This window comes from Nonomuraea sp. NPDC050383, assembly GCF_044459125.1.
In the GTDB taxonomy this organism is placed as follows: domain Bacteria; phylum Actinomycetota; class Actinomycetes; order Streptosporangiales; family Streptosporangiaceae; genus Nonomuraea.
The window spans coordinates 105,925-118,416 of record NZ_JBITIP010000003.1; the positions used below are offsets into that span (position 1 = coordinate 105,925).

10 protein-coding genes are annotated in these 12,492 nt (G+C 70.3%); 5 read left to right on the forward strand and 5 right to left on the reverse strand.

Annotated elements, in window-relative coordinates; genetic code table 11:
* Window positions 1–305: 305 nt before the first annotated feature.
* The 3 genes from ACIBG4_RS08810 to ACIBG4_RS08820 all read left to right on the forward strand — a co-directional run bounded on the left by ACIBG4_RS08810 (window position 306) and on the right by ACIBG4_RS08820 (window position 8,565).
* A complete protein-coding gene (locus ACIBG4_RS08810; RefSeq protein ID WP_397201327.1) occupies window positions 306–650 on the forward strand; it encodes a hypothetical protein in 345 nt (114 codons plus the stop codon).
* Between the two features lie 169 nt (window positions 651–819).
* Window positions 820–4,374 carry a DNA polymerase III subunit alpha gene (gene dnaE, locus ACIBG4_RS08815; protein ID WP_397201328.1) on the forward strand — a complete coding sequence of 1,185 codons (3,555 nt, stop codon included), beginning with the start codon at window positions 820–822 and terminating at the stop codon, window positions 4,372–4,374.
* Between the two features lie 447 nt (window positions 4,375–4,821).
* Complete coding sequence (locus tag ACIBG4_RS08820) at window positions 4,822–8,565, forward strand: type I polyketide synthase (protein WP_397201716.1); 3,744 nt, start codon at window positions 4,822–4,824, stop codon at window positions 8,563–8,565.
* Between the two features lie 40 nt (window positions 8,566–8,605).
* Here ACIBG4_RS08820 and ACIBG4_RS08825 read toward each other — a convergent pair whose 3' ends face one another.
* The 3 genes from ACIBG4_RS08825 to ACIBG4_RS08835 are packed head-to-tail and all read right to left on the reverse strand — an operon-like array spanning window position 8,606 to window position 9,710.
* Complete coding sequence (locus ACIBG4_RS08825; protein WP_397201329.1) at window positions 8,606–8,938, reverse strand: YnfA family protein; 333 nt, start codon at window positions 8,936–8,938, stop codon at window positions 8,606–8,608.
* Window positions 8,935–9,378: a MerR family transcriptional regulator gene (locus ACIBG4_RS08830; protein WP_397201330.1), complete on the reverse strand. Its 444-nt coding sequence runs from the start codon at window positions 9,376–9,378 to the stop codon at window positions 8,935–8,937. The genes ACIBG4_RS08825 and ACIBG4_RS08830 overlap by 4 nt, the downstream gene beginning before the upstream one ends.
* Complete coding sequence (locus ACIBG4_RS08835) at window positions 9,363–9,710, reverse strand: hypothetical protein (RefSeq protein ID WP_397201331.1); 348 nt, start codon at window positions 9,708–9,710, stop codon at window positions 9,363–9,365. The genes ACIBG4_RS08830 and ACIBG4_RS08835 overlap by 16 nt, the downstream gene beginning before the upstream one ends.
* Before the next feature lie 534 nt (window positions 9,711–10,244).
* On the opposite strand from ACIBG4_RS08835, the gene ACIBG4_RS08840 reads away from it, so the two are divergent.
* Window positions 10,245–10,619 carry a hypothetical protein gene (locus tag ACIBG4_RS08840; protein WP_397201332.1) on the forward strand — a complete coding sequence of 125 codons (375 nt, stop codon included), beginning with the start codon at window positions 10,245–10,247 and terminating at the stop codon, window positions 10,617–10,619.
* Between the two features lie 161 nt (window positions 10,620–10,780).
* Here the strand turns inward: ACIBG4_RS08840 and ACIBG4_RS08845 are convergent, their stop codons facing one another.
* On the reverse strand, window positions 10,781–11,473 hold the full coding sequence (locus ACIBG4_RS08845) for a TetR/AcrR family transcriptional regulator (RefSeq protein ID WP_397201333.1): 693 nt from the start codon (window positions 11,471–11,473) through the stop codon (window positions 10,781–10,783).
* Between the two features lie 103 nt (window positions 11,474–11,576).
* Between ACIBG4_RS08845 and ACIBG4_RS08850 the strand changes: the two genes are divergently transcribed.
* The gene (locus ACIBG4_RS08850; protein WP_397201334.1) at window positions 11,577–12,239 is read left to right on the forward strand and encodes a hypothetical protein; all 663 of its coding nucleotides are present in this window, start codon (window positions 11,577–11,579) and stop codon (window positions 12,237–12,239) included.
* Here the strand turns inward: ACIBG4_RS08850 and ACIBG4_RS08855 are convergent.
* Window positions 12,215–12,439 (reverse strand): hypothetical protein, encoded by a 225-nt coding sequence (locus tag ACIBG4_RS08855; RefSeq protein WP_397201335.1) that lies wholly within the window; start codon window positions 12,437–12,439, stop codon window positions 12,215–12,217. The genes ACIBG4_RS08850 and ACIBG4_RS08855 overlap by 25 nt on opposite strands.
* Between the last annotated feature and the right edge of the window lie 53 nt (window positions 12,440–12,492).

Below are 12,492 nucleotides of genomic sequence, written 5' to 3' on the forward strand. Positions count from 1 at the left end.
GGTCATGAGCCGGCGTTCGGACCGCCGCGCAGCAGGGTTTCGGCGCGCAGGGCGCGGTCGGCGGCGGCCTCGGCCTGGATGTGCGGCCACAGCGACTCCACGGATGAGGTGAAGTACCGGTGCAGGTCACCGGCGAGGGCCTGGCGTGCCGAGTCACCCTTTTAGCCAGGGCTGAAAGGCGTTGCGGCCGGAATTCGGCTGAGGCAGCCTTACAGCCGCGGCCCCGATCAGGAGCCATTGATTCATGTTCACGGCACCTTGCGCCCGGAACTGCACAAGGGGCCGAAGAGACGAAGGAGTTTGTCATGAAGGTCACGGCGAAGGTACTCAGCACGATCGGTGCGATCGGAATCGCGGCCGGCATCGTGGCCGCCCCCACGGCGGCGTCGGCCACGCAGCGGGCGGCCGGCGACCTCAAGTACTACTACGAATGTGGCACCAGCATTTGTGTGAAGACCATCACCACATGGGGATTCTTCGGCGTGAACTCCTACGGCGATCACCTGTACGCGGGGGGATGGTCGGGCTACGTGAAAGTCAGCACGGGCAAGAAGATCTACTTCTGCGACTGGCAGACCATCCAGTTGCAGCTGGAGCCCAAGGTCACCGAGATCTTCGTGTCCAGGCTCAAGGCGTCCTGGTGCCAGTAGGGGACGGCGCCCGCAGCACGTCTGGAGCCGTGCGGAGCTCCCCGGGTGGAGTGCGGTCGGCTCGCTGAACTCCCGTGCCCACCCATCCGGCTCGCCTCGCCCCATCCGCCCCTGAGGACGGAATAGGCTCATGCGTGCAGTCGGCCTGGGCGCAAGGTAAGGGGAACAGGTGAGCGATTCGTTCGTGCATCTTCACGTACACACCGAGTACAGCATGCTCGACGGAGCGGCCAAGATCCGGCCGCTGTTCGCCGAGGCCGAGCGGCTCGGGATGCCGGCGATCGCGATGTCCGACCACGGCAACATGTTCGGCGCCTACGAGTTCCAGAAGGTCGCCCAGGGCAGCGGCGTCAAGCCCATCATCGGGATCGAAGCCTACGTGGCTCCGGACAACCGCTTCCACAAGAAGCAGGTGTTCTGGGGCGCCCGCGCCGAGACCGGGGTGGCGGACGGCGAGGGAGGCAAGGACGTCTCCGGCGGTGGCCGCTTCACGCACATGACCATGTGGGCCAAGAACGCCGATGGCCTGCGCAACCTGTTCCGGTTGTCCTCGCTCGCCTCCTTCGAGGGCTACTACGGCAAGCCGCGCATGGACATGGACCTGATCTCCCAGCACTCCTCAGGGATCATCGCCACCACCGGCTGCCCGTCCGGGGCGGTGCAGACCAGGCTGCGGCTCGGCCAGTACGACGAGGCCGTCAAGGTCGCCTCCGCCTACCAGGACATGTTCGGCAAGGACAGCTACTTCCTGGAGCTGATGGACCACGGGATCAGCATCGAGCGCGAGGTGCGGGCCGACCTGCTGCGCCTGGCCAAGGATCTCGACATCCCGCTGCTGGTCACCAACGACTCCCACTACGTGACCGAGGACCAGGCCGACGCGCACGACAGCCTGCTGTGCGTGGGCGTCGGCAAGAACAAGGACGACCCCAACCGGTTCCGGTTCAACGGCTCGGGCTACTACCTCAAGAGCGCGGCGGAGATGCGGGAGCTGTTCTCCGAGCTGCCTCAGGCGTGTGACAACACGCTGCTGGTCGCCGAGATGGTCGGCGACTACAGCGACGTGTTCGCCGAAGTGAACCGGATGCCGGACTACCCGGACGTGCCGGAGGGCGAGACCCAGGAGTCGTGGCTGCGCAAGGAATGCGAGCGCGGCCTGGAGATGCGGTACGGCACACCGGTGCCGGCCGAGGTCCTGGAGCGCTACGAGACCGAGATGAAGGTCATCGGCCCCATGGGCTTCTCGTCCTACTTCCTCGTCGTGGCCGACATCTGCCGATACGCCCGGGAGAACGGCATCGCGGTCGGCCCCGGCCGAGGGTCCGCCACCGGCTCGATCGTCGCCTACGCCACCCGCATCACCGAGCTCGACCCGCTGGAGCACGGCCTGCTGTTCGAGCGGTTCCTGAACCCCGAGCGGATCAACCCGCCGGACGTCGACCTCGACTTCGACGACCGCCAGCGCGACCGCATGGTGGCCTACGTCACCGAGAAGTACGGCAGCGAGTACACCGCGCAGGTCAACACCTTCGGCACGATCAAGGCCAAGGCCGCCGTCAAGGACGCCTCGCGCATCCTCGGGTACCCCTTCGTGGTGGGTGACAAGATCACCAAGGCGATGCCGCCGGACGTCATGGGCAAGGGCGTCCCGCTGGCGAAGCTGTTCGACAAGGATCACCCCCGCTACGTGGAGGGCATGGAGATCCGCGCCCTGTACGAGAACGACCCGGACGTCAAGAAGGTGATCGACACCGGCCTCGGCATCGAGGGCCTGATCCGGGGGACCGGCGTCCACGCCGCCGCGGTGATCCTCTCCTCCCATCCCCTGCTGGACCTGATCCCCATGCACAAGCGGGACAAGGACGGCGTGGTCATCACCGGGTTCGACTATCCCTCATGTGAGGAAATGGGCCTGGTCAAGATGGACTTCCTGGGTCTGCGGAACCTGGGCATCATCGACCACGCCATCAAGATCATCGAGCAGAACCGGGGCGTCAAGCTCGACACCCTCACCCTCCCCCTGGACGACGAGACCACGTACAAGCTGCTGGCCCGCGGCGACACCCTGGGCGTGTTCCAGCTCGACGGCGGCCCCATGCGGCAGCTCCTCAAGCTGATGGAGCCGAGCCGGTTCGAGGACATCGCCGCCGTGCTCGCGCTGTACCGGCCGGGCCCGATGGCGGCCAACGCGCACACCAACTACGCGCACCGCAAGAACGGCCGCCAGGACATCGAGCCCATCCACCCCGAGCTGAAGGACGCGCTCGACCCCATCCTCGGCCCGACCTTCCACCTGCTGGTCTACCAAGAGCAGATCATGGCCGTCGCCCGGGAGCTGGCCGGCTACACCCTCGGCGGCGCCGACCTGCTGCGCCGCGCCATGGGTAAGAAGAAGCCCGAGATCCTGGCCAAGGAGTTCGTCAACTTCCAGGCCGGCATGCGCGGCAACGGCTACTCCGACGAGGCGATCCAGGCCCTGTGGGACGTCATGCTGCCGTTCTCCGGCTACGCCTTCAACAAGTCCCACACCGCCGGATACGGACTGGTCGCCTACTGGACCGCCTACCTGAAGGCCAACTACCCGGCCGAGTACATGGCCGCCCTGCTGACCAGCGTCGGCGACGACAAGGACAAGGCCGCCGTCTACCTGGCCGAGTGCCGCAAGATGGGCATCCAGGTGCTGCCGCCCGACGTCAACGACTCCCAGCTCGACTTCGTCGCGGTCGGCGACGACAAGGTCCGCTTCGGGCTCGGCGCCGTCCGCAACGTCGGCGAGAACGTCGTCGAGGGCATCGTCAAGGGCCGCAAGGAGAAGGGCGCCTACGCCGACTTCAACGACTTCCTCGACAAGGTGCCGCTGGTGGTGTGCAACAAGCGGGTCATCGAGTCCCTCATCAAGGCGGGCGCGTTCGACTCGCTCGGCCACCCGCGCAAGGGCCTGCTCATGATCCACGAGCAGGCCGTCGACTCGGTGATCGACATCAAGAAGAACGAGGCGCACGGCCAGGACTCGCTGTTCGGCGGCCTGACCGACACCGGCGACGGCGAGAGCTTCACCATCGCCATCCCGGACCTGGCGTGGGACAAGAAGACGCAGCTCGACTTCGAACGGGAGATGCTCGGCCTGTACGTGTCCGACCATCCGCTGGCCGGCACCGAGCGGCTGCTCGCGCGCAACCGCGACACCACCATCGCCGACCTGCTGGAGAGCGGCCGGGACGACCGCGGCGACGTCCGGGTGTGCGGCCTGATCACCAAGGTCGACAAGCGGGTCAACAAGGCCGGCAACATGTGGGCGATCATCACGGTCGAGGACATGGACGCCGCGGTGGAGTGCCTGTTCTTCCCGAAGACGTACGAGCTCTACGTGCCGTACCTGCGCGAGGACCTCGTCGCGTCGGTCGGCGGGCAGATCAACAACCGCGACGGCGCGATCAGCATCTTCGCCCAGGACCTGACCACGATCGACATCTCCAGCGTGACCAGCGACTCCGGGCACCCGGTGACCATCCAGATCCGCGAAGACCGTCTCAACGACAGGCTGGTCGAGGAGCTGCGCAACGTGCTGAAGATGCACGAGGGCAGCGTGCCGTTGCGGATCAATCTGCGTCGGCCGAGCGGCAAGACCACCGTGCTCGCCGTCCCGGAGTTCCCGGTCAACGCCGAGACGTCGTTCGCGGCCGACATCAAGGCGCTGTTCGGGCCGGAGGCGATCAGTCTGTGACCGCGCGGCGGCGCGTCGACCTGGTCATCAGCGACGCGCCGCCGACCCGCGCCCGCCGCGCGAGCGTTGATCATCGGCGCTCGAAGATTATGCATGGTCCGTCCGAAGAATGACACCTCTAGCCGTGAATGGATCATGCGGTTAGCATCGGCGCTGACCGCACGGACACATCTGTCAGCACTCGGGTCGCGAGACCGCCGTAAGTATCTCGCCGATCTCTGATCGGCGCTGCGACAGCTCTCCCAGCAGGCTCGTTCCTTCCCCAGCAGAGGTGTTGATGGCGTATTCGCATGCACAGGCCTCGGTTGTCGGCGGAAATCCGTGGAACTCCCTGCTCGCGTGCGTGGGAGACGCCCTCGACGGCGGCACGTGCGTGACCGTCTCGGGCGCCGTCGTGGCGCTTCTCGAGTCGCCCAGGTGGGCTCGGATTCAGGGAGGCGATGTGTGATGGATCGACCGGCCGAAATGATCGCGCTGATCGGGATCGGCTGCCGCCTGCCTGGCGGCGTCCGTTCGGCGGACGAGTACTGGAGCCTGCTGTGCGAGGGCAGGGACGCCAGCGGACCGGCGCCCGCCGACCGCTGGCGCGACTACGCCGAGCGCGGCCCCTCGTACGCGGCGGCGGTACGGCGGACCCTCGCGCACGGCAGCTTCCTGGACGGGGCCGCCGACTTCGACGCGGAGTTCTTCGGGCTCTCGCCGCGCGAGGCGGAGCTGATGGACCCGCAGCAGCGCCTCGTGATGGAGACCGCGTGGGAGGCGCTGGAGCACGCCGGGGTGTCGCCGGACAGACTCGCCGGCACGGACGCGGGCGTGTACGTGGGCGTCTGCACCGGCGACTACGGGCATCGGCTGCTGGAGGACCTGCCCGACATCGAGGCGTGGACCGGGATCGGCGCCGCCACCTGCGCGGTGGCCAACCGTGTGTCGTACGCGCTCGACCTGCGCGGCCCGAGCCTGGCGGTGGACACGGCCTGCTCGGCGTCGCTGGTCGCCGTCCATCTGGCCGTGCAGGCCCTGCGAGCCGGCGAGACCGACGTGGCGCTGGCCGGCGGGGTCAACCTGATCCTGTCCCCTGGCGAGACGCTGACCCTGGACGCCGCCGGCACGCTGGCACCGGACGGGCGGAGCAAGTCGTTCGACGCCGCCGCCGACGGGTACGGGCGGGGCGAGGGCGCGGCGGTCGTGGTGCTCAAGCGGCTCGCCGACGCCGTACGGGACGGGGACCGGGTCCTCGCCACCATCCGTGGCAGCGCGGTCAGCCAGGACGGTCGCACCGCGGGCATCATGGCGCCGTGCGGCCAGGCGCAGGAGCACGTCATGCGCCGCGCGCTGCGGCAGGCGGGCGTCGAGCCGGAGACGGTCGGTTACGTCGAGGCGCACGGCACCGGCACCGCGATAGGCGATCCCCTGGAAGCCGGCGCGCTGGGCGCCGTGTACGGGAAGGGCAGGCCGGCGGAGCAGCCGTGCCTGATCGGTTCGGCCAAGTCCAACATCGGTCACCTTGAGGGTGCCGCCGGCATCGCCGGCCTGGTCAAGGCCGTCCTGGCGCTCGAACGCGGCGAGCTTCCGCCGAGCCGGCTCGACACGCCCACTCCGGCCGTCGACTGGGCGGGCGCCGGGCTGCGCGTGGTCGACAAGCCGACGCCGTGGCCGGGCTCCGCGCATCCGCGCCGGGCCGCGGTCTCCGCCTTCGGCTACGGCGGCACCATCGCCCACGTCGTCCTCGAACAGGCCCCGCCGGCCGGGCCGCCGGCCGAGGGCCCCGCGGGCCGGCTGTATCCGGTGTCGGCCGCGTCGCGGGCGGCGTTGCTGCAGGCCGCCGGCAACCTCGCCGGCGTCGTCGGCGACCTGCCGGCGGCCGACGTCGGGCACACGCTCGCGCTGCGCCGAGCCCACCTGTCCCACCGGGCGGTGGTGGCGGCGGAGAGCCCGGCCGCGCTGGCCGACCGGCTGCGCGCCCTGTCGACCGGCGCCGCGCACAAGGCGGTGACCACCGGGCAGGTGCTCGTCGATCCCGGTCCCGGCCCGGTGTTCGTGTTCTCCGGACACGGCTCGCAGTGGGCCGGCATGGGCCGCGAGCTGCTGGCCACCGAGCCGGCGTTCGCCGCGGTGATCGACGAGCTGGAGCCGGTGTTCGCCGCCGAGATCGGCTTCTCGCCACGGGAGGCCCTCACCGAGGACGAGCTGACCGAGGTGGACCGCGTCCAGACCATGATTTTCGCGATGCAGCTCGGCCTCGTCGAGCTGTGGCGTCAGTACGGGGTGCGTCCGCACGCGGTCATCGGTCATTCGGTCGGTGAGATCGGCGCCGCCGTGACGGCCGGGGCGCTGAGCCGCCTGGACGGCGCCCGGTTGATCTGCCGCAGGTCCCGGCTGCTGCGACAGGTCGCCGGTCGTGGTGCGATGGCCATGGTGCAGCTGCCGTTCGCCGAGGCGACGCGGCTGCTGGGCGACCGTACCGACGTGGTCGCCGCGATCGCGTCGTCGCCCGGCTCGACGGTCGTCTCCGGCGATCCGGACGCCGTGGCCGAGGTGCTGGCCGGCTGGATCGAGGAGGGGATCCCGGCCCGCCGGGTCACCTCGGACGTGGCGTTCCACGGGCCGCAGATGGATCCGCTCCTGGCCGACCTGACCGCCGCCGCGGCCGACCTCGCCGTCGGCGCCCCCGACATCCGCGTCTACTCGACGGCGCTGGACGATCCACGGGCGGCCCCTGGCTTCGACGGCGCGTACTGGGCGGCGAACCTGCGCCGGCCGGTGCGCCTGACGGACGCGGTCGCGGCGGCCGCCGCCGACGGATACCGCTCGTTCGTCGAGCTCTCCCCTCACCCGGTGGTCACCCACTCGGTGCTGGACACGCTGAGCACGGCCGGGCACGACGTCTTCGTCGGCGCGTCGTTGCGGCGGAACCGTCCCACCCGGGCCACCCTGCTGGCCGGCGTGGCCGAAGCACACTGCGCCGGCCTGGATGTGGACTGGCATCGGCTGCAGCCGTCCGGCGGGCCGGTCGTGCTCCCGTCATACCCCTGGCAGCACCGCAGGCACTGGCGGACGCCGTCGGCCCCCGACATGGCCGGTCGCGGCCACGATCCGGACACGCACACGCTGCTCGGCGACGGCGTCGATCTCGCGGGCACCGACATACGGCTGTGGCGGACCGGCGTGGACGACCAGACCCGGCCCTATCCCGGCAGCCATGCCATCGAGGGCGTGGAGATCGTGCCGGCCGCGGTGCTCGCGGCGACCTTCTTCGCCGCCGCCGGTGGTCAGGTGCTCGGTGAGGTGACGATGTCGGCGCCGCTGCTGACCGCCGAGCGCCGCGAGGTCCAGGTCGTACGGCAGGGAACCGGGCTGCGGCTGGCCGCCCGTGCCGCGGGCGAACCGGACGCCGCCTGGCAGATGATCGCCACCGCCACGGTGCCCGCCTCGCCGGGAGAGGCGCCGGCTCATCCGGCGCAGCTGATCCCGCCGGCGGATCCGGACCTGGTCATGCAGCGGCTCGCCGCCGTGGGCGTACCCGGAACCGGGTTCGACTGGACGGTCGAGGAGCTGCTGCGCGGCCACGGCGCACTGCGCGCCCGGGTACGGTGCGGGCCGGCCGCCACGTGGGCGCCCGTCCTGGACGCGGCGATGTCGGTGGCGCCGAGCGCGTTCCCCGGCGACCCGCTGCTTCGCATGGTGACGCACGTGGATCGGCTGGTCACGGTCGGAGAGCCACCGGACATGGTGGACATCGAGGTGTGGCTCGACCCCGAGCGCACCGACACGGTGCAGGTACGGGTGACCGACCGCGCCGGCGCCGTCGTCGGCTGGCTGTCGGGACTGCGGTACCCGTTGATCGACGCGCCGGCCCCCGCCGAGAACGGCGCCGACGGCGTGCGGCCCGCCGAATCCATCGCCGCCCTGGGGCCTGCGGAGCTGCGCGCGTTCCTGCTGGAGGAGGTCGGCGCGCAGATCGCCGAGGAGATGCGGCTGGCCCCCACGGACCTGTCGCCGCACCGTCCGCTGATCGAGCAGGGGCTGGACTCGGTGCTGACGGTGGTCGTCCGGCGGCGGCTGGAGAAACGGTTCCGATGCTCGCTGCCGACGACCCTGCTGTGGCGGCAGCCGACCGTCGCCGCTGTCTCCGACTACATCGCCGAGCTGGTGTCCGCCTCGGGCGGTGACGGCAGCGCCGATGCGGGGTGAGGGAGTGGTCGCCCGCTCTTCGAGGGCCTGTTGGACAGGCTCAGCCGCGGGGGGCGTACATGATCACCAGGACGCCGATGAGACAGATGGCCGAGCCGATGACGTCCCAGCGGTCCGGGTGGAACTTGTCCACCACCACGCCCCACAGCAGGGAGCCCGCCACGAACACGCCTCCGTAGGCGGCGAGGATGCGGCCGAAGTGGGCGTCCGGCTGCAACGTGGCGACGAACCCGTACAGGCCGAGGGTGATCACCCCGGCGCCGATCCACAGCAGCCCGCGCTGCTCTCTGACTCCCTGCCAGATCAGCCAGGCCCCGCCGATCTCGGCGAGCGCCGCGAGCACGAACAGCAGGAGAGAGCGCGCGACCGTCACGAATCCGACTGTAGGGGATCGCCGCCGGGAAGCCGATCCCGCTCGGCGAACGGCAGCGGGCAGTGCGGGCTCGTGGCGCACGCCACCAGATCGTCGCATCCGGTGTTCACCGCCTGGATCAGCGTCTCCCGGACTGCTCGGAGGTCCTCGATCCGCCGCTCGACCTCCGCGAGCTTCGCCGGCGCCCGCACCAGCAGACCGTGCCCGGCAATGCCGAGGTCGGCGATCTCGTCCAGGGTGAAGCCGAGCTTCTGGGCCGCCTTGATCGCACGCAGCGCGACCACGGTCTCCGGCGGATACAGCCGATGGCCGCCGTAGGTCCGGCGCGGCTCTCGTAGCAGGCCACGCCGATGGTAGTAGCGCAACGTCTGCGCGTTGACCCCTACGGCCCTGGCGACCTCGCCGGTGCGCAGCCACCCGCCGTTCACTGCGAGACCCACGGCGCGCTGCGGAGCGCGCGAGCCTGGAGGCCGTCGAGCACGCCGGCATGGGCGGAGGGCACCTTCACGTCCAGGACCAGCCGCGCGCCGTCAGCGGTGCGAGAGCCGGTGGTGAGAGAGAAGGTGAAGAAGGAGCAGCAGCTCGTCTCCCTGGCGGTCAGGCCGCGCGTGGTCTCCTCCACCTGGGCCCCGCCGTCCAGTGCGAGCCGCAGGTGCGTCGGTCCGATCCGCTCCAGCCCCCGCAGGGCCGCCGCGAACAGCTCGTCGAACTCCGCCACGCGCAGCGGGCGTTCCTCGGTCGGCAGAGTGCATTCCGCCGGCGCCCATTCCATGGATACCTCCAGTGGCCGTGAACGTGTCTGTGCTCGACGGTAACCCTGTACCTGGGTACGGGATGCAACTCCGGGCGGCGTTGCAGGGGCTGGTGTCCCGGCTGCGCAGGGCCCTGGTTGGGGTGGGGACGGTGGAGCTGGTGGCGGGAGGCTACCGGCTGCCCGTACGGGCCGACGACGTGGACGCGCACCGGTTCGAGGAGCTGGCCGGGCAGGGCCGGAGGGAGCCGGCCGCGGGCCGGTTCCAGGAGGCCGCCGCCCTGTCCGGCGCCGGCCGCAGGCGCAACCGCGGCGGCCCACCGTGCCGGGGACTCCCCATCTGGACACCGCGCTTTCCGGAAATCCGACATCACGCAGCGCGTCACTGTGAAACTCTCGTTTCCGGAAACCTCCCCTTTCTGTACTGCCCTTTCCGGAAACAGCGGTTTCTCGAAATCGAACTTTCCTCATATTTCTCACAAACCCTTGAACCCAGCTCACGCTCGCCCCCGTACATCCCCACACAGGCAATTCCTTTCCGAGACAAGGAGCGCCATGTTAACCACCCGTACCACCATCGCCGCGCCGGTCCTCGCCGCCGCATTCGTTCTCATAACCGTTCCCGCCGGCGCCCAGGCGCAGAGCCAGGCACCCGCCGCCTCTGCCTGCCGCCAGATCGTCATCACGGGATCCAACGTCGGTGTCCGAGAGTTCGCCCACAACAACGCGGAGGTGTTGCAGACGCGCAAGACTAGAAGCGTTCTCACTTCCTGCCAGTTCGTCCGCGGCAACGGCAGCAATTCGTACACGCCCAAGTGCGGAGCAAGCGGTCGCAACTGGTTCCAGGTCAATATCAAGCCCACGCGCGACGAATTCGGCTTCGAGGTCAACAAGGGGTACGTCCCCGCCACTTGCGCCCGCGTCCGCTGACGCGCCTCTGCTCTGACCGCCCCCAGAGCGCACAAGTAACCCAGCATCGGGACGACTCCTCCCGGTGCCGGGTTTCTCATGATCATGTAGGGGGCCGTGCAGTCGCCGGCAAACGTCGCTCCGCTCCGCCCTTCGGGTGCCTACGGCATCAACCGGCCACTTCACTCCGTCTCGTGACGCAGCTCAACCTCCGGCATGCTTCGAGGTACGGCGGCACACTCGCATCCCCACCCTTCGCAGCGAGCCCGGACCGTGGCGCAGATCAACCGCACGCTGCGGAGGAACCTCTCGTCCTGGTCGTGGATCGGCGCGGTGGCGACGGTCAGCGGATAGCGGGCGCGGAGGTCGGCGAGCTCCTGTTCGCCGATGGCGGGGGTCTGCGACTCGCTCTGCTCCTGCAGCACGAACCCGGTGACATGGCTGAGCAGCGTGTCCGCGACGACGATGAGGTCCTCGGCCGGCACGCCGGCGTCGGCCAGGGTCCGCAGCAGCCGCTCCATCAGGGACAGCGCCCCCGCGCTGAGCACCTTGGGGCTGCCGGCGAGCAGGATCGCCCCGCCGGCGTGCCGCTTGATGCTCTCGCGCAGCGTGACGACCTGGACCTCGACGCGCCGGCGCCAGTCCGCCTCCTCCGGCAGGGCGGCCAGCGCCTCCGTGCCGGCGTCGTACGCCTGCCGGGCCACCCGGTCCGCCATGAGCCGCAGCAGGGCGCTCTTGTTGCGCACGTGGTAGTAGAGGCTCCCCGCGTGCACGTCGAGCCGCTCGGCCACCTGCCGCATGGACAGGCCCTGGTAGCCCACCTCGGCGAAGGCGGCCATGCCCGCGTCGACGATCCGATCCGTGGTCAGCTTCACGCCGCTCACCCTAGCGCGCTTTTCAAACAGCGTTTGAATCGCGGCGCCGGCAGCGCTAGAGTCGGCGCAGAGAATTCAAACACTGTTTGAAAGAGGCGGCCGGATGGACGTACTGCTGTTCAACGTGACCACGGCCGCGCTGCTGGTGCTCATGTTCACCTGCGCGCGAACCCTGGTGGGGCCGGAGACGGCAGGACGGCGCCCCATCCCCTGGTCCGCCGTGGGGCTGACCGCCGTGGCCGTGGCCGGGGTGGCGATCCAGGCGTCCTGGCACGGGGCGATGGCGGCCCTGGACGCCGACCCGAGCAAGACGGGCTGGTGGCGGGGCGTCACCTCGGTCTTCATGCAGAACGGCGGCGTCAGCGGAGCGGCCTGGAACATCGTCACCCTGGCCGTCATCGCCGTCCTGGCCGCATGGTTCTGGAGCGGCCCGCTGATGCTCGCGCTGTTCCTGGCCGGCGCGCTCCTGCCGGAGCACATCGACGCCCTGCTCGGGCTCGCGAGCGACAGCACCGATCCCCGCAACTTCGCCGGCAGCTCCGGGGCGACGTACTTCCTCGCCGCGACCCTGGCCGGCGCCCTGCTGCTGCGCGCCCGCGCCCCCAAGGAGAGGCTGCTCGCGCTCGCGGCGCCGGCGCTCGGGCTGGCGCTGTGGTTCGCGCAGGACAACGGGCACGGGCTGGTGGCGGTCTACGGGTTCGCGGTGGGCGCCCTCGTCTGGGCTGTGGTACGCCCCCTGCGTCAGGGGCGCGCCGTCCCGGCGTAGCGGCGCAGGCGGGCCGCCGCCGTGGCGAGGTCGGCGGCGGCCGTCGCGCAGGCGGTCACGTGGGCCTCGACGGCCTGGCACAGCCAGGGCGGCGCGACGCCGGCGGCCTTCAGCCCGGCCTCGATCGCGCGCAGACGCTCGGCGCATTCGGCGAGCGCGCGGGCGTCGGACTCCAGGACCACGGCATGGGCGGCGATCACAGGAGATCTCCGGGGCACCGGACTCTCCGCGGGCGTCGTGGGATCGGCGGGCA

Bases quoted from the DNA above. Each gene is read 5' to 3' on its own strand.
- ACIBG4_RS08810 (WP_397201327.1), top strand. From the start codon at position 306: ATGAAGGTCACGGCGAAGGTACTCAGCACGATCGGTGCGATCGGAATC.
- ACIBG4_RS08820 (WP_397201716.1), top strand. From the start codon at position 4,822: ATGGATCGACCGGCCGAAATGATCGCGCTGATCGGGATCGGCTGCCGC.
- ACIBG4_RS08835 (WP_397201331.1), bottom strand. From the start codon at position 9,710: ATGGAATGGGCGCCGGCGGAATGCACTCTGCCGACCGAGGAACGCCCG.
- ACIBG4_RS08840 (WP_397201332.1), top strand. From the start codon at position 10,245: ATGTTAACCACCCGTACCACCATCGCCGCGCCGGTCCTCGCCGCCGCA.
- ACIBG4_RS08850 (WP_397201334.1), top strand. From the start codon at position 11,577: ATGGACGTACTGCTGTTCAACGTGACCACGGCCGCGCTGCTGGTGCTC.